This is a genomic window from Streptomyces sp. NPDC050988 (assembly GCF_044456225.1).
Taxonomy (GTDB): domain Bacteria; phylum Actinomycetota; class Actinomycetes; order Streptomycetales; family Streptomycetaceae; genus Streptomyces.
On the sequence record NZ_JBITFQ010000010.1, the window covers coordinates 145006 to 162032 of the forward strand.

Consider the following 17027-nt stretch of genomic DNA (forward strand, 5'->3'; position numbering starts at 1 on the left):
CACGTGACACCAACCGCACTCTCTGCGTGGTTCCTCCTCGACCCACACTCATCCCGAGAACGAGTACCAATGGGTGCGGCAGGTCAGCGTGTGCGGAGGGGAAACCGAAAGAACGCGCTCGCGCGACTTGAGAACGCCGAGATAGTTCTCCCGCCCCGTCGGAGAGGAGCGGTCGGTCCGATGCGGACCCCAAGGTCGCTCAGGGCATGGGCGAGGGTCCGCACGCGACGCCCCGTGCGCCCAGTTCCGTGCAAGGTTTCGCACAAGTCCCGACGCGGTGGGTCAGGCCCATGAGGCGCGGGCACGCGAACGTCTCGCGGCGAGGGCTGCGCGGTAGGCGGTGGCCGGATTGTCGGCCGGCGGGGCGAGGCATTCCCAGTCCTGCTCACTGGCACCGAAGGGGTACCAGCGGGCGTCGGGGCCGTAGCGCACAGCGATGCCGAGCGCGGTGTCGGTGATCTGGTTGCCGTGCGTGGCCAGGGGCGTGCGGGACGAGGGCCGGAGCGGAGTGATGGCCTTCACGGCGGCGCCCAGGGCGCCGGGCGGGGCAGGCTGCGGGTGCAGGGCGGTGTGCACGGCGGGCGTGCCGCCGTGGCCGTAGGCGCTCAGCAGGCGGCGCAGGACGGCCGGTTCGAGGCCGAGCCGGTAGGCGGTGTCGTCGGTGCGCCGGCCCGGGGCGAGGGCGGTGGTGCGGCGGACGGCGTCGGTGACGGGGTCGCTCTCCAGCGCGGTGCCGTCGGCCAGGAGGGCGGCGGCCTGGCGTGCGGCCTCGGCGGCGAGGTGGCGCAGCTGCTCCAGGTCGGTGCCCTGAGGCGGTGGGGCGAGGCGGTGGTCGTGCAGGAGCGGCTGGACCGGCTCGGAACCCGTGGCCGGGGCGGTGCTGGGGACCGGGGCGGGCTGGGCCTGAAAGACGTGGTGCGCGTTGAGGTAGGCCCTGGCGGGGGCGGCCGGGGTGTCCTTCACCGGTGCCGTCGAGGCCGGTGCCGGGGCAGAGGCGCTGGTGGGGGAGTAGGCGGAGCGGGACAGCTGCGCAGCGAGGCGACTGGGAGGCAGGCCGCGCAGGATGAACCAGGCCGCGGGCTGGGCGCGCAGGTGCTGGGCGAGCGCGTGGCCGAGGGCGGCTGTGTGCTGGCAGGGGGCCTGGTGGCAGGCGCAGGTGAAGGAGATCTGTTCGGGCGCGGGGCCAAGAGCGACCTCGCCGGTTGCCTCCGGCTGCAGGAGGGCGGCCGGAAGCTGACCGCCGAGGACGGCGTTGCGGTGGCGGCCGGCGGCGAGCGCACCGGTGACGGTGTGCTCCTCGGCCTCCGAGAGAGCGGTGACGTGGATGGCAGCCTGGCAGGGCTCCTCGTGGCGAGGGGTGACCAGTGCACGGACCCGTCCCACTTCGACCTCCAGAGGCCCCAAGTCGCCGGACAGGTGTACGGCGTAGCCCTGGAGGAGGACCGTGTGGCTGGAGGTGGCCTGCTTGTGCGCGTCCTCGAAGGCGTCGGCCCATGCGGTGGACGGGACGGCGGCGCTCATGTGCGGGCTCCCAGCGTGATGAGGTCGGCGAGTTCGGCGTCGGTCAGCTCGGTCAGTGCCGTCTCCCCGCCGGACAGGACCGCGTCCGCCAGCGCCCGCTTGTGCTCCAACAGCGCGTCGATGCGGTCTTCAATGCTGAACTCGCTGGTAAGCCGGTGTACTTGAAGGCTCTTGGTCTGCCCGATGCGATGGGCCCGGTCGATGGCCTGGTCCTCGACGGCCGGGTTCCAGGGTCGGTCGTACATCACGACGTGCGCGGCCTCGGTGAGGGTCAGGCCGCTGCCCGCGGCCTTGATGGTGAGGACCATGAGAGGGCTGTGCCGGTTCTGGAAGGCGTCGATGAGCTTCTGCCGTGCCCGGCCCGGGGGGATCTTTCCGTGGATGAACAGCGGCTCGCCGATACCCCGCGCCCTCAGGTGTGTGACCAGGAGGCGGCCCATGGCGGCGTAGTTGGTGAAAACCAGGGCCGACTCGTTCGTCTCACGGATCTGGGCGACCAGGTCGTCGAGGGCGGCGAGCTTGCCCGACCGTACGGCGGCGGCATCCGGGTCGTAGCCTTCCGCGGAAGGGGTTTCCCGCAGGTAGTGGGCGGGGGTATTGCAGATCTGCCGCAGTTGCTGGAGCAGGGCCAGCACAAGCCCGCGGCGCTCCACGGGCCCGCTGCTGCGGATCCGCTCCATCGTGTCGCGCGCGACCGCCTCGTACAGAGCGACCTGCTCGCCGGACAGGCGGACGTAGCGGTGGCTGGTGACCTTCTCGGGCAGCTCTTGGAGGATGTGGGCGTCGCTCTTCTTGCGGCGCAGCATGAACGGGCCCAGCAGGCGGGCCAGCCGCGCGGTGGCGTCCGCGTGCACGGGGTCGTGCTCCACGGGAATGCCGTAGCGCTCGTTGAAGATGCGCACCGTGCCGAACAGGCCCGGGTTGAGCCAGTCCATGAGCGCCCAGATGTCCTCCAGCCGGTTCTCCAGCGGAGTCCCGGTCAGCGCCACGCGCGCGCTGCAGGTAAGGCGCCGCAGGGTCCGGGCGGTCGCCGACAGGTGGTTCTTGACCTGCTGAGCCTCGTCCGCGACGAGCAGGTCGAAGGGCTGGGCGGCCAGGATGTCTCCGTCGCGCAGCAGCGTCTGGTAGGTGGTGATCACCACCGTGTCGTCGGTGAGCCCGGCCAGGGTGCGCTCGGTGCCGTGGTAGAGACGAACCGGGGTAGCGGGCGCGAAGCGGCTGATTTCACGCTCCCAGCCGGTGATCATGGACGCGGGGCAGATGATCAGTGTGGGAGCGGCGCGGGGCGCGGTTTCGCGGCGGTGCAGGTGCAGGGCAAGCGCGGCCAGGGACTTGCCCGTGCCCATGTCGTCGGCGTACAGAGCGCCGAACCCCATCCTGGTGGTGTTCGCCAGCCAGGCCAGGCCGCGGACCTGGTAGTCGCGCAGCTCGGCGCGCAACGCCGCGGGGACGGCAACGGGCTGGTGCGTACCCACCCGCAGGAACTCCACCAGGTCGGCCAGGGCGTCGGCCGGCTCGCACGGATGCAGAACGCCGTCGATGCGGATACTGCCTGAGAGGGCGGCGGTCAGCGCGTCCGCGGCCGGCAGCGGATCGAGCCGGCGATGGGCGGCACGCTGCGCCGTCTGCTCGGTGACCAGCAGCCAGCGCTGGCGGACCTGGACCAGGGCGCGCCCGCTGCCCGCGATGGCGTCCATCTCCGAGTCGGTGAGGCTCTCGCCGTCGACGGTCAACTGCCAGCGGAAGTCCAGGACGTTGTCCAGGGCGAAACGATGCGGGGCGTTCTCCCGGTCCGGCGGCGAGGTGGTGGAGCGGGAGCCGACGATGGTGTGCACCCCGAGCGCCTGGGGCCATCGGTTGGGCCAGGACACTTCAATGCCCAGGCGGGCCAGTTCGGCGCCCATCTCGCCCAGCAGCAGCGCGGCCTCGACCGCCCGGATCGTGCACCGGCCAGGAGTATCGGTCTCCAGTAAGCGCTGCAGCGGCGGCCAGGCCCGTGCTCCGGCGCGCACGCTACGACGGACCTGCCGCAGCACGTAGGGGTCGGCTCCGGACTCAGGCAGCGCCGTAGCGGCGTCCACCACGCGCGACTGGCCGTCGGCGCCGCTGGTCTTGATCCGCAGGACGGCCCACAGCAGCTCGGTGTCGGCAGGCGAGTTCGCGGGCGGCGGCTTGATGCTCAGCAGCAGCGAGGGCGCGCCGGTGTCGGCGAGCTGCTCGACACTCTCGCCCCAGTCGACCAGCCCTGCGGGCTGTCGCCTGGGCGCGGGGCTCGTATACGGGCCGGGGCCGTGGACGGCCGCCGCCCCGGCCGACCGCACCACCGCGTCCGCCAGCGCATCAAGGACCTGACGCAGCACCACCTGCGGCGCCCACAGCCGGTACGGGGGCGCCTTGGACGGCAGCGGCACACAATGCGCGTGGGCCGGCAGCGCGCGGGCCAGCAACCGGGCCCGCTCCCGCTGCACCGCCGTCAGCGGCCCCAGCCGCCACACGTCACGGCCCGCGTCGTCGGCACCCGGATACACCTGTTCGCCCGCCACCGCCTCCAGGCCCAGCCGCACCACCTGCCACCACACCGGCACGGTGGGATGCACCGGCTCGCCCGCACCGCTTCGACGAGCCAGCGCAGCGAGTGCGTTGACGAGCACCCGCCACGGCACCCGCCACACCCCGACCGGCACCCGCCGTACCGCCACACCCATGCCCGGCAGGACCAGCTCCGCCGTCGACGCCAGCTCCGCATGGCACGGTCCGGGCAACGGTGCCCCGTCCGGCCGGTACAGCAGCATGCGGGCCTCGCCGCCCCGCAGGTCGACGGTCAGCGCCGCGCCCTCGCCCAGCAGCCGCACCACCGACCGCGTCAGCTCGGCCGCCTCCGGCCCGGACAGGACGGGCCAGGCGGGCAGTTCAGGGCCGGTGTCCGGGCGCTGAGCGGCCCCGTCAGAGCCCTCGGGCCCGGCCTCATCCTGTTCGGGCGGTCCGGCGATGAGCGTGAGCCGGGTCAGCAGATCACGGCAAGCGGCTTCGCGGGCCAGCTTCTTGCTCCGGCCGCGGCCCAGGCCTTGCATCAGCGTCCCGGCATGGAGGCAGGACGCCGTGCACGCGAAGGACGGCTTGCCCGTCTCCTCGTAGGCGAAGTCGAGTTCGGAGATGACCTCAATCTGCACCAGCTCGTGCACAGCCGAGGCCGGGTTCTTTCCCGGCTTGAGCTTCGGAATCACCGAGACCGCCCGACCAACCGCCGGGGCGGGGGCGGCGGGGGTGACCGATGCGCCGTCGTGGGCGAGCTGGCGCAGCAGCTCGCCGGCCGCGTGTTCCCGGGCACTGGTCTTGCCGACGCCCTGTCCGGTCGCCGTCCAGTCGCGTCCGGCCCGGGTGCACGACACCACGCATGTGAACAGCGGCTGCTTGCCGCTCACGCCGCTCGTGACCTGGAAGTCCAGGCCAGTGATCACCTCGACCTGGGCCAGCTCGTTCAGGGCACTGACCGGGTTCTTTCCCGACGGCAGCCGGTGCACCGGCGCGGGCCCGGCCACGGGTTCGAGGTCGGTGGCCTCCAGGCCGGTGATCTTCGCGAGCACCGCCAGGGCCGCACTGTCCCGGGCCTGGTTCTTGGTCCGCTTGGTCTCGCAGTCCGCGGCCAGCAGGCCGTCGCCGGGATCGTAGGAGACCGTGCACGAAAAGCGCGGAGGCTGATAGTCGCCCGCCGTCTGGTACGTGTACTGGGGCTGCGGCTGCCTGGCCGCCGCAGCGTGCAGAGACAGGACACTGGGGGCCACTCCGGGCAGCGCCGCCGCCTCGATCGCGGCCTGCCGAGCCGGAGCCCACTGCTGGGCCATGGTCTCGAACAGCACCACGTACACGTCCCGCGGCTGCAGTGTGGCGGCCCTGGCCCGGGCCGCGACCTCCGCCACGACTGCCGGCGCCGTCACCGGCTGCGCGCACATCCGCTTGAGCTGCTCGTGGAAGGCGGACGCCGCGGTGTGGTCGTCCGTCCGCTGGACCGGCAGATCCGGAGCCGGGACGGTGACCGGCTTCCATCCGGTGTCCGCCACCGGCCCCTGCGGTACCGGCTGCACGCCGCTGAGCTGGCCCAGCAAACTGAGGGCCGCCAGGTGCGAGGCCGTTCTGTTCTGATCAGCGCGCACCACCACGCCGTGCAAAAGCCTTCCACCCGCGCGCCAGCAGGCCTGCCCCTCGTGACTCTTGCTCCGCATCAGGAGCGCCCCGCCGCCACCGGCCTGGTCGTGCGAGGTCAGCACTGCGGTTGCGTCCTCCGGACGCTTCACCATCACGTTCCACACGGCCTGCCGTGCGTCCTCGGCGACTGCGCCGCTGTCTGCTTCCAGGAGGATCAGCCGCACATCGCGCGTGGTCAGCCGCCCGGCCGAAGCGCGGAGCGCTGTCTCGGCGGACAGCGACGCCGTGAACATCCGATCCGCGCAGGCACGCACCAGCAACCGCCCGAACCCGCGGGCGTCCAGGGCCGACAGCGCATCTGCGTCACCGGTGTGCAGCAGGCGGCGTTCCTCTTCCTGGGCACGCCGCTTCAGCAACTCCTTCCGGGGATCGTCAACTGCCCCACCGTCGGCAGAAACTACATCGACGGCCTCATGCCCGGAGCCGGCCACGCCGCATGCCCCTCTCACACCGGCCCGCCTGCGCGGACTGCCTTCCCCTTCCCCCTGTCACCACCGTGGCGCGTGAGGTCATCTGGCCGCACAGGCCTCAAGGGGCTGACGACAGACTCTATCCGTCCCCGTCCGGGCAAACCCGTGCACAGGCAACGTGCGTCTGTGCGACGCGGTGACGCATGGCGTCATGCGGCGAGGCGATGGTGGATGAAGATGCAGCTCTTCAAGTCGGCAAGCGCGGGCCGGGCAAGCACCCGGTCGAAGCCCTGGCTTCCCGTGAAGACGACCGTGAGCCGCCTGCCGGGCGCCGTCCGGCTCCAGACCCTGTAGAGCCAATACAGCGCCTCGGTAAGCATCCGCTCGGACCCGTGGACCACCAGCACCACCCCTCTACGGGCCAGTTCGTCCTCAATCCGCTCTTCGACGTCGGCCACTGGCCACGGCGCCGCCCCATGACGGCCCAGGCCCAACTCTGCAGCGAGGAGCCGAGCGAACTCCGGCTGTGCCACTGAGGCGCCCGCCGAGTCGAGCCGGATCCGGACGACCGGCAAGCCTGCGTCGAGCACGCCGTTCACGGCGGTCTCCGCCACGGCTGCATCGGGTCCGGTGACGGACATCAGCGCACCAGCACGGACCGTGTCGGCCAGACGCTGGTCCAATCCGTCCGGAAGCAGGCCGGTAGACGTGTCCATGGGCTCCATTCCCAGTACCGAGGGCCGAGGGGAACTCTCAGTTCAACACCTCAGCGGACGCCGGGGCACCCGATGACGGGAAGTGATCAGAAGCGAAAGGAAACCGTCAACACGGCCCCGACGGCACAGCGGAACTCACCCGCTCCGACGATCCCCGTGGAGGAGCCACCAGGTCGGCCACGCCTGGTGCACGCAGAGGCGACCGACGAGCCGAACAGTTCGGCAGGGCGCCCGGAAACGCACGCACCCTCCGGTGAGTGAAAGACGGCCGTCCGGGCGGCAGTTGCTTGTCGCTCTTCAACCCACGTACAGGAAGAGGACCATCGAGGCACGTTCGGACTCGGTGAGGCCATCGTGCTCGTATCGCTCAGGAGTCTGTCGGCCAGCCGCCGTTGAGGCTGCTGAGCCGGGCCCCTGCCTCGACCGTCGCGTCGATCACTGACTGCGGCACCTCGGGCATGACGTAGGCCGGCTTGAGGAGCAGCACGGCGCCGTAGATGGCTTCGTGCCAAATGACGGGTGCCGCACAGGAGTTCCAGCCCTTCATGCACTCCTGGTGGCCGATGGCGTAGCCCTGGTCCCGTATCTCCTTGAGCGAGGCGAGGAGTTCTCTGTCGTCGGTGTAGACGCCGGGGCCCGCTTCTTCCGGTATGGGCTGTGCCAGGACTTTGCGCTGCAGTTCTTCGCCGAGGTAGGCAAGAATGGTGCGGCCCGAGGCGCCGGTGCGCAGGGAGCGGGTCACCATGAGGACCTCGCGGGGTGTCATCCCGAGTTCGACAAGGTCCGAGTCGCCGACAGCCATGTCGACGCACTGCCGGGCGGCTGCCTTGTGAGGGGCCTTCATGTAGAGGAAGGCCAGGCCTCCGTCTGTCTTGAGCCGGAGGGTCTGGAGGATCTCCTGGACGATGTCGTCGTCGAGGTTGTCGTCGGTGAGTGCGTGGAAGCCGAGGTCGGCGGCCTTCGAGCCGAGTTGGTACTTTCCGCGGCCGCTGCGGACGAAGATTCCGGAGTAGACGCCGCTTTGCAGTATTCGGTGGACCGTGGAGTCGTCCAGGCCCGTGGCAGCCGCGATGGTTCCGGGCCCGATCGGCCCCCCTGGGTAGCTTATGAAGGCTTGCGTGACCAAGAAGGCGCGCTCTGCGTGGTTTGTGCCTCGAGCATTCGATGCGGCCATCCCTGAACTCCCTTGTGGGGGGCGTGCTCCTCCCGCAGGAGCACTCCTGTGGGCATGCGGAGGCGTGGGGGCCTCCGACTATGCCCGTGACAAGGATCCTACTGGGACGTGTCCAGGCTGAGTTTGCCGGTTGTCCGGCGGTCTGCCAGGTCTCGGTGCGCCTGGGCGGCCTCCGCGAGCGGGTAGGTGCCTCCGTTGAGGGTCTTCAGGCTGCCGTTGGCGACGGCGGCGAAGAGCGCCTTCATGGAGAAGTCGAGTGGCCGCCTGCGGTCGGTGTACAGGTGGGGGAGCCAGAACCCCGAAACGGTGATCGAGTTCTCCAGCAGGTATCGAAGGCTCGGGTCATCACTGAGCTGCCCGCTGGCGAACCCGAAGCAGGCGAGGCGTCCACGCGGGGCCAGGGCGGTCAGTGTCTGCTGAAAGATGTCGCCGCCGCTCATCTCGAGCGCCGCGCTGACGGGTCCGCCGGCCGCCTCCTTGATCCGGTCGGTCAGTCCGTCGGAGGCGGAGTCGATGGCCTTGTCCGCTCCGAGGTCGAGCGCGAGCTGCCGCTTTACGTCCGTGCTGGCGAGGGCGATGACCTTGGCACCAGCCTGGTGTGCGAGCTGGACGGCGAGGGAGCCGACGCCGCCTGCCGCGGCGGGGATGACGATGGTGTCGCCTGCCTGGATCCGGCAGACCGTGAACAGGAGGTGCCAGGCGGTGTTCCCCTGGAGGGCAAGGGGGACGGCCTGCTCGTCGGTGACACTGTCAGGGATCTGCCAGTTGATGCTGCGATGGACGAGGGCCTTCTCCGCATAGCCGCCTCCGCGGGTCAGTGCGACGACGCGCCTTCCGTCGGCCGTTGTGCCGACGACCTCGTTTCCGGGGGTGTAGGGGAGCTTGACCGGCGCAAGGTACGTATCGTTCCTTACGTGAATATCCGCGTAATTAACGCCCGCTATGGTCACATCGACGACGATCTGCGGTCCGCGCGGTTCCGGGTCTTTGACCTCTTCGAGTTGCAGAACCTCTGGGTCACCGAATGCCTTCATGGTGATGGCGCGCACAAAACCCTCTTTCAACATTCACATGGTTGCGGGATGCACGCACAGGCTATGCCACGCTCCATACGGAACCCAGCCCAGGTCAGAGCCCCCTGATTCGCACAGGTTATTCACAGCCGCCTCAAGCCGGGTGGCTGCCCCGGCCTTTCTCGCCACGTGAGAAAGGGGGTGACTGTTTCCCGCGTGCCGAGATAGTTGGGGCCTACACTTTCTCGCGTCGTGAGAAATGGAATACATGCTTGCGTTATAGCAAATCGCAGGGACATAGTGGGGCCGCTTCACGCAGAAAGTGATCATGCGGTTGCCCTCGGTCTCGGGATCATCCGCATCGTCGGCGGTGTGCGCAGAGCGTGACCGGTCGGTGCGACCTCGCTGCACGTGTCGGCTCGACGCGCAAATAGAACATGTGTTTGAGTTGCTTGAGGCGGCAGCTCCGGAACACGACGTGACACGGGGGCGAGGAGGACGGGAGATGGTGGTCAGCGAGTGCAGGACGGGAGTGGCCTCGGGCCGCACCTCCTTCCCCGCCGTCATCCGGCAGCCGCGCCGGCCCCCGCTCCGCGACAGCACGCTTACGTCCGCCCGCCCCGGACGGCAGCACCGGTCCACCCGCAGCTCCCGCAGCGGCATGCGCTGCCCCGCAGATGCGCAGACTTGTGCCGCCGGCGGTCCTCCGACTGCTGCCCCCACGGACCGACTTCGACCTGCCCCCTCGTCCCTGCCTGGTCGATTACATGTGCCTGCTACGACCTCCGGTCCTCACAGCTGCGCACCGATGCAGACCCGCCTGGGTCCAAAGAACAGAACATTTGCACCATCTGATTCGCCGATGACAGCCCGCGCAGGTCGGGCCGCCGAGCAGCCACAGCGAATCGGGCCAAAGGGGGAATTCGAGCATGCAGTCGACGATGAGGCCGTGCCGCCGCCAAGCGGACGGGCCTCGCCGGACCCGCCGGCTTCGGGATCAGCTCGCCATCCTCCGCGAGACGCATGCGGTAGCCAGGCTGATCCGCAAGGACTTCGGCCTCAGGAGTGTCCAGGACATCGACAGCCTGGTTGAGCTGGTGGCCCAGCGGTGCGGGAAGCCCATCAGCGTCCTGTATCTCGCCTTGCCGTCGAGGGTCAGCGCGTTCTGCATCGCCACTCCGGAGCGGCTCTTCATCGTCGTCGACGTCAACGCGAGCGAACTGACTCAGCTGAACGCCATCGCTCATGAGCTGGGGCACTTCCTCTTCGATGACTCGCACGATGCCGAGGTGCCCGTCGAGGCCGGCCACAGCAGCCCGCTGCCGAGGGAACTGGCGATCCAGCTCGCGCCGACGCTCAACCCGGACGCGGTCACTGCCTTCTTCAGACGGTCGCACTACGACTCACGCATCGAACGAAAGGTTGAGGCCTTCGCCACGGTGATGCTGGAACGCAAGATCGCATTCCGGCAGCCCGACGCCCACGGCTTCACAACCACCTTCACGCACCGGAGGACTGGTGTCTGAGAACACCGCGACCGCCGTCTACTTCTTCATCGCCTCCCTTCACCTGTCGATCGCGTGCTGGAAAGGTCTCGCCCTCCTGCGCACGCCCACTCCCTCGTTTGCCCTGCAGACCACCACCCACGCCGTGGGCGGGATCGTCTACATGGTGGCCTCGCCGCTGGGGTACCGCAGTGTCGGCTCGGCATTCGGCGAGCCGTGGTTCCCCACCCTGCCGATCTACCTCGGCATCCTGTTGTGCTTCGGGACGAACCACCTTTTGACGATCTTGTGGACGCCGTCCCGCCCTGGCAAGACGTGGTGGACGCGTCAGTCGATCAGGTCCTGGTCGCTTGCCTACAGCCTCTCCCTCACCATCATGATCATCGCCTTTGCCGGCGCTGACCTCGAAGGGCCCGCCGTTCCGCTGAAGTTCAACACCGAACACGTGGGTGACCCCCACGTGAGGGTCTTCCTCGCTGTGTTTCTGACCATGCTCACCTGTGGGACGGTGAGCATCTGGCGTCGCTCACGGCGCGCACGGATCGACGACCAAGCGATCATGCACGCTGTTCGCTGGTTCGGCGTCAGCATGCTCGTGACGTTCGGATACGTGGTCTGTTCGGCGCCCGCGATCCTCGCCGCTGCGGCCGGGTACCACCAACTCGACACCGTGGGGGTCATGGGGTCCGGCTTCGGGTCCGTGGGTTCCATCATGACCTGCTACGGAGTCAGCGGTGCAGCGGTGAGCATGTGGCTCGCCGAGCGCCGGGACATCGCGGTTCTGACGCCGTTGTGGGAACTGGTCGTCGCCGGAGTCGATGAAGAGTTGTCGCTCGACTCCACACGCGGGCAGCGGGACGGCAGTGCCGCGGATCCGTCAGCCACCACCATGCGCTCCGGCCCCCATCGCCTCCTCAACGTCCGCTGGACGCTGACCCGTCAGGTCATCGAGATCCTCGATGGCATCCGGGAGCTGGACCGGGACGCCTGGGCCCGCTCCTTGCCGGCGAACTCGGTCAGGGCCCTGTACGAAGAGGCCATGAAGGTCGACGAGCTCCGGCGCAGGGTCGGCCTGGGCAAGAAGGGCCTGTCTGAGGTCGAACTGGAAGCCGCCGCGACAGCCGCAGTCCTGCGGGATGCCGTAGAGCGTCTGCAGGCTGCTCGCAATAAGGGGGACGGTGCTGCTGTCGCTCCTCTCTCTGGTGGCCCGAGTTCCGAACCGTACGTGCCGGGAAAGAAGACGCCTGCCGCCAAGGAGCGACCGCGCCTGGTGCGAGTGGCCCGGGCGCTCGAACTCCCCTTGGTCGACGCATCGTTGCAGGTAGTCCGGTCTCTCCCGCGAACCGATGGAGCAGCTCAGGCGACTGCGGGGGCAAGGTAGTGTCGCTGCGGCCGCCGTTCTTGGCGACGGGCACTGAAAGCGGAGCTGAGCCGTCAGGGGGCTCGGAGGGGAGCCCCGTGCAGCGGGCAGTTGTTCTTGGGGGAAGTTTCGCGGGCCTGCTGGCTGCTCGTGTGCTGAGCGACTTCGCCGACGACGTGGTGATAGTGGAGCCAGACGCGCTCGACACCGGGTCGACCGGCCCGGGCGCGCCACACCGGCAGCAGCTGCACGCCTTGCTCGCGATGGGGCATTTCCAGCTGGAGCGCTGGTTTCCCGGCATCATCGCGGAGATGGCTGAGCAAGGCGCCCGGGTTGGCCGGGGCCAGGCAGTTCAGTTCTATGTCGATGGCAGGCTTCGTCCTGCCATCGACGAGCTCGAGATGCTTGGCGCCTCACGCCCGTTCATCGAGAGCTCGGTGCGTCGGCGAACGCAGCGTCTTCCCAACGTCCGTTTCACCGCGGGCCGTGGTCAAGGACTCCTCGTCCGAGGTGGCCGCGTGCATGGTGTCCGCTATGTCCCGGACGGGCAGGAAACCGTAACCGCCCTGGACACCGACCTTGTTGCCGACGCCATGGGGCGCTCGAGCCGTCTGAGTACGTGGCTGGAGCAAGAGGGGTGGCCGGTGCCGCCTCTGGAGCGGATGAGAGTCGACCTCGGCTACGCGACGGCATCGTTCGACCGCGGCGCCGAACTCCCTGAAACGGTGATCGCCCACTCTGCTCCGGGCCCGGAAAGCAGCTATCAGCCCACGATCTGCGAGCCGGGTGCCCTCGCGGCAGTCGAGGGAAGCCGGTGGTCGGTCGTCCTGGCCGGCTACGCCGACTACCGGCCCAGCAGGGACCCGCAGGAGTTCCTTGTCCGCATGCGACGTTGCGTTGCGCCACTGCGGGAGGTCGCCGAGCACTGCGCGCTGCGGAGCGACGTCGACACCTTCCACTTCCGCGAGAGCCAGCGCCGCCGCTTCGGCGGCATGAGCCGGTTCCCCGGCGGCCTGGTCGTGCTGGGCGATGCGATGGCCTCCGTCAACCCGGTCTACGGGCAGGGGCTCACGCTCGCGGCTCTGCAGGCCTCCGCCCTCGCGTCATACCTGCGGTCCGGAGCATCGCCCCACGACCCGGCCTGGGGATACTTCCGCCGCGCTGCCGCCTTCGTGGACGCGGCGTGGGATGTATCGGCCACCGCGGACCTGGCCCAGCCTCACGTCACCGGCCCCTATCCCCCCGGCTATCCCGTTCTGCGCTGGATCGGCGACAGAATCGTCTGCGCTTCTCTGCGCGATGCCGAGGTCAACCGAGCCTTCATGGACGTGGTCCAGATGCGCAAGCCCCCGCGCGCGCTCACCCGGCCCCGTGTCCTTCTCCAGGCGGCCAGGGCGCTCATAACCCGCTGACGGCGCACACGCGCCGTAGCAAACCAACGAAGACAGGAGAATCCCGATGCGCTGGGCAGCCGCCCTGACAAGGGCCGGAATCACTGATCCGCATCTGCGGAGGGCCTACGACGTTCAGCGCAGGCTCGTGCGAAGGTTCGCGCTGCAGGAGTACGTCGCGGCCCGCTTGTTGCTGCCTGCACGGCTCCACCCGCCCGTCATCGCCGCTGTGGCGTACATGCACACGACCGACGAGTTGATCGATACCGGAGAGGTAGGCGCACGCAAGGCAGCCCTCCGTCGCTGGGACGAGGAGAGCACCGCCGGGATCGAGGGGAGCGGGCCGCCCACGCAGCCCACCCTGCTGGCTCTCTGGGACACCACGCGCCGTCACCCCCACATGGCCGCACGGGTGCGGGCTTTCCTCGACGGCGCAACGGTCGAGGCCGAATGGACGGGCTTCGACTCGGAGGCCGACTTCCAGGCGTACGTGGACAGCTACTCGCTGCCCGCCCTGATGCTCACCGCCTCGCTGATCGCGCCCGTCCCCGACGCCGGACGGGATGAGCCGTTTGTAGAGGGATGCCGAGCGCTGATCGAAGGCTGGCAGCGCTGCGACTTCCTGGCCGATCTGTCCGAGGATGCCGAACAGGGCTGCATCGGCATTCCGCAGGATGAACTGGACCGGCACGGGCTGAAGTTCGAGGACCTGCGCAGCAGGTCGGAAGCGTGCGTGCCGGGGCTGGAGCGCCTGGTCCGTGGGCAGACCGAGCTCGCCGAGAACTCGCTCGCGGAATGCCGGGTGCTGCCCTCGCTCGTCGCGGCCGAGTACCGGCCGTTCCTCGAAGCACTGATCGCCGTCCAGGAGCTCCGGCTCCGGGCGGTTCAGCGCGAGGGGGGAGGGCTTCTGCGCCGCGGGGCGGGACCGGGAGGGCTGGCAGCACTGGGCGTCCTGGCCCGCCAGTACCGGCGCGCGCGAACCCAGCGGCGCCGGGCGCAGTAGCTCAGGGGGCGACCGAGTTGCGCCGTTGAGGGCTGAGCGCCCTCGCAGGGGGGTTAGGCGTTCTTCCTGGCGAGGCCTACCGCGCTCCGGAGGGCGCCCATCACGCCCTTGCGGCTGCTCGCCGGCAGGGATCGCACGGTGTCGGTGAGTTCACGCAGCTCGGGATCGTCGTCCGGTTCCGGTGACGCCTCTTTCATGCTCTGCGCGGTCGCCAACACCTCGTCAATAGCCGCCTGCAGTTGTCGTGACAAGTCGCTACTGCCCCCTGTCACGGACCCTCGCAGGGCCACGTGCTCGACCTGCTGCCCCTTGACCCTGGCAAGGAAGCGGGCCTCGATCAGGACAGGCTCCAGCGCCGCGAGGAGGGCTTCCTCGGGGCCGATCGTGAAGAAGCCGGGTACCTTGAAGTGCTTCGCCAGCGCCTTGGTGGTCTCGAGCCCCGGCTTGCGCTTGCCGGTCAGGAGATTGGTGATCATCGACCTGTCGACGTGCGCGGCAGCCGCCAGTTCCGGACGGGTGTACTGCCGGCCGTCCGGATGGAGCCGGGTTTCCATGAGGAACCGCAGACGGTCCTTGAAGGGCGGGTCGACCTCCTCCGGGCCCACGGGCTCCCCTGCGAACAGCTTACGGATCGTCGATTCAGCGATGCCCGTCTCGTGGGCGAGCTGGTCGAACATGATCACGTCGAGGGTGTGCCCCAGTTCTTCGAGCTCCGCCTTGACTGCCGCCAAGGCGGCCGCGACGCCCTCCGGCTCGGTGGTGTTCTCCATGAACGGGCGGTCTCCTGCTCTTCGGTCGGTCAACCCGCCTGTGCAGCGGTAGCAGAGTAGCGCCCGCAGGTGCTTCGCACACCAGAGGGCGTTGCCCTTTGTAGCTGACTGGAGGGTCAGAGCGAAAGTCGTGGTGACAATTGACACCAGAGGGTTTACTGCACAATGATCGCTGTTGGTGGCGGAGTGCCGTCCTCCAACCGGTGGACTGGCTTCACCCTCGGTCACTCGCGGTTAGTCGTGTCCGCGTCGCGTCATGGCGGCGGGGACTGCGTCTGGCCCCGGTCAAATGGTCTCCTAGGCCAACAGCGACCGGGCCTGGCGCCATCGCCTCACGGGGAGACGTGGATGAGCGTTACATCATCGCGGACACCGACGCAGCATGCTCGCCGCCATCGGTATCCGATCATGGGCGGCACGGCGCTGGTGCTGGGCGTAGACATCCCGCTGGCCCCGCATACAACCGCCACGGGAAAGACAGGCCCGGAACACCTGAACCCGGGCAACGCCAACTGGCCGGACACATCCGCCACCGGTGCCCGCAACCTCCCGAGCGTCGACGGCCTCGCCCGTCATACGAACCACGAACCGGCCGGCGCCGACACGGCCGGCAGTTGCAACCCCGCCACGAGCGGGATGCCCTGGACCTCAAAGGCGATAGCCAAACCGTCTCGGCCAAGGACCACACCAGAGCAGCCCACCGGCTGACCAAGTACTGCGAAGGGGAGGTTCGCCATGGCGGATCTGGCGCTGGGGCGGCGCCCACATACGCGTTGGACGGGGGCCGTTCACGACCGCACGGCCCGCCATGTGCCCCAACAGCGGCTGCAAGGGCGGCCAAGCACCGAGCCGCAACGTCAAGGGGGAACCGCAGTGGACACCACCGTGCGCACAGAGGCCGATTCGGCGGACACGGAGGAGGCCCTGACTGCGGAGATACGCGGCAAGCGCCTGCAGCACTTCCTCAAGGGACGGCGCGACTACCTCGACCTGAGCCAGGACGACGTCGCCGAACGCCTCGACATCACTGCCCGCACCTATGGCAACTGGGAACGGGGCACCCTCAAAGAGTGGACCGACGAGAAGCTGTACCTCCTCGCGGAAGCTCTGGAGATGTCCCAGTTCCAGACCACCCGCCTGTTCCTGTACGCCGTCGGCCGGGCTCCGCAGCCGGACCTGCGCGCCATGTTCCACCGCACCGAAGCGGAAGACCCGGCCACCTCGGCCTTCCTCGGCGACTACAGCGTCATGATGGACGCACTCTCGCTGCCCACCTTCGTCATCGACCAACGGTGGGACGTGAAGATGGCCAACAAGGCCTACCGCGACCTGTTCCGTGGGGTGCGAGCCCACCCCACCGCGATGCCCTCCACCAACTTCCTGCGCTTCGGCCTGTTTCACCCGGACGCCCCGGCCGTGTTCGTAGACCACCTGAAGTGGCAGCTGGCCATGCTCGCGCAGCTCTCCTCCAGTCTCGAACGCCACGGCGACGACACCGGCCTCCAGGCCATCCGCCGCGACGTCTACCTGCACCCCCCGCTGCGCGACGCCTACCTCACCGACATGCCCAACTGGGTTCTGGGCTCCGGCGCCGACCTGGTTCACCACGAAGGCGCGGTCCGCGAACTGCGTCACCCCGATGCGCACATCGGCCTCCAGGGCTGCCGACTGCTCGAAGAGACCCCGCGGCCCCTGAAGGCCCTCGGACTCACGCGCCTCACTCTGGTGCTCGTGGACCTCAACGACGGGTCCCTGCCTGAAACGTGCCGTTCGCACGACCAGCACGCAGCCTGACCCGCAAGTACCGGAGCGCGCTGCATGAGCTCGGCGGCCCCCCCCCGCCGTGACAGCAGCCCCCTCCGCACGGGCAACAGATGCACACCGCACGACGTCGCTGGAGTCCGCAACGTCTGCTTCGTACGAGCACCAAAGTCCATGTACAGGCGCATCGTTGGCGGATC

Annotated in this window: 12 protein-coding genes; 6 read left to right on the forward strand and 6 right to left on the reverse strand. The window is 69.1% G+C overall.

Annotation, left to right across the window (positions count from 1 at the left end):
• Positions 1–282 precede the first annotated feature (282 nt).
• The 5 genes from ACIBEI_RS22840 to ACIBEI_RS22860 all read right to left on the reverse strand — a co-directional run bounded on the left by ACIBEI_RS22840 (position 283) and on the right by ACIBEI_RS22860 (position 9073).
• On the reverse strand, positions 283–1521 hold the full coding sequence (locus ACIBEI_RS22840) for a hypothetical protein (protein WP_398891607.1): 1239 nt from the start codon (positions 1519–1521) through the stop codon (positions 283–285).
• The gene (locus ACIBEI_RS22845; protein WP_398891609.1) at positions 1518–6080 is read right to left on the reverse strand and encodes an SNF2-related protein; all 4563 of its coding nucleotides are present in this window, start codon (positions 6078–6080) and stop codon (positions 1518–1520) included. Before ACIBEI_RS22845 ends, ACIBEI_RS22840 begins: the two co-directional genes overlap by 4 nt.
• A gap of 263 nt (positions 6081–6343) precedes the next feature.
• On the reverse strand, positions 6344–6850 hold the full coding sequence (locus tag ACIBEI_RS22850) for a hypothetical protein (RefSeq protein ID WP_398891611.1): 507 nt from the start codon (positions 6848–6850) through the stop codon (positions 6344–6346).
• 367 nt (positions 6851–7217) lie between these two features.
• Positions 7218–7976, reverse strand: a complete 759-nt coding sequence (locus ACIBEI_RS22855) for an IclR family transcriptional regulator (RefSeq protein ID WP_398891613.1) — start codon at positions 7974–7976, stop codon at positions 7218–7220.
• 146 nt (positions 7977–8122) lie between these two features.
• On the reverse strand, positions 8123–9073 hold the full coding sequence (locus tag ACIBEI_RS22860) for a zinc-binding alcohol dehydrogenase family protein (RefSeq protein ID WP_398891615.1): 951 nt from the start codon (positions 9071–9073) through the stop codon (positions 8123–8125).
• A gap of 893 nt (positions 9074–9966) precedes the next feature.
• On the opposite strand from ACIBEI_RS22860, the gene ACIBEI_RS22865 reads away from it, so the two are divergent.
• The 4 genes from ACIBEI_RS22865 (at position 9967) to ACIBEI_RS22880 (ending at position 14296) form a co-directional block, all read left to right on the forward strand.
• Complete coding sequence (locus tag ACIBEI_RS22865; protein ID WP_398891617.1) at positions 9967–10563, forward strand: ImmA/IrrE family metallo-endopeptidase; 597 nt, start codon at positions 9967–9969, stop codon at positions 10561–10563.
• Positions 10556–11923 (forward strand): DUF6545 domain-containing protein, encoded by a 1368-nt coding sequence (locus ACIBEI_RS22870; protein ID WP_398891619.1) that lies wholly within the window; start codon positions 10556–10558, stop codon positions 11921–11923. Before ACIBEI_RS22865 ends, ACIBEI_RS22870 begins: the two co-directional genes overlap by 8 nt.
• Before the next feature lie 131 nt (positions 11924–12054).
• The gene (locus ACIBEI_RS22875; RefSeq protein WP_398891621.1) at positions 12055–13314 is read left to right on the forward strand and encodes a hypothetical protein; all 1260 of its coding nucleotides are present in this window, start codon (positions 12055–12057) and stop codon (positions 13312–13314) included.
• Between the two features lie 46 nt (positions 13315–13360).
• Positions 13361–14296 carry a squalene/phytoene synthase family protein gene (locus tag ACIBEI_RS22880; protein ID WP_398891623.1) on the forward strand — a complete coding sequence of 312 codons (936 nt, stop codon included), beginning with the start codon at positions 13361–13363 and terminating at the stop codon, positions 14294–14296.
• 53 nt (positions 14297–14349) lie between these two features.
• Here the strand turns inward: ACIBEI_RS22880 and ACIBEI_RS22885 are convergent, their stop codons facing one another.
• On the reverse strand, positions 14350–15066 hold the full coding sequence (locus ACIBEI_RS22885; RefSeq protein ID WP_398891625.1) for a helix-turn-helix transcriptional regulator: 717 nt from the start codon (positions 15064–15066) through the stop codon (positions 14350–14352).
• A 348-nt stretch (positions 15067–15414) separates the two neighbouring features.
• Here ACIBEI_RS22885 and ACIBEI_RS22890 point away from each other — a divergent pair, with 348 nt between their 5' ends.
• Both ACIBEI_RS22890 and ACIBEI_RS22895 read left to right on the forward strand, forming a co-directional pair.
• Entirely contained in the window at positions 15415–15774 is a 360-nt protein-coding gene (locus ACIBEI_RS22890; RefSeq protein ID WP_398891627.1) for a hypothetical protein, read from the forward strand.
• Between the two features lie 165 nt (positions 15775–15939).
• Positions 15940–16860 (forward strand): helix-turn-helix domain-containing protein, encoded by a 921-nt coding sequence (locus ACIBEI_RS22895; RefSeq protein WP_398891629.1) that lies wholly within the window; start codon positions 15940–15942, stop codon positions 16858–16860.
• The last annotated feature ends 167 nt before the right edge of the window (positions 16861–17027 follow it).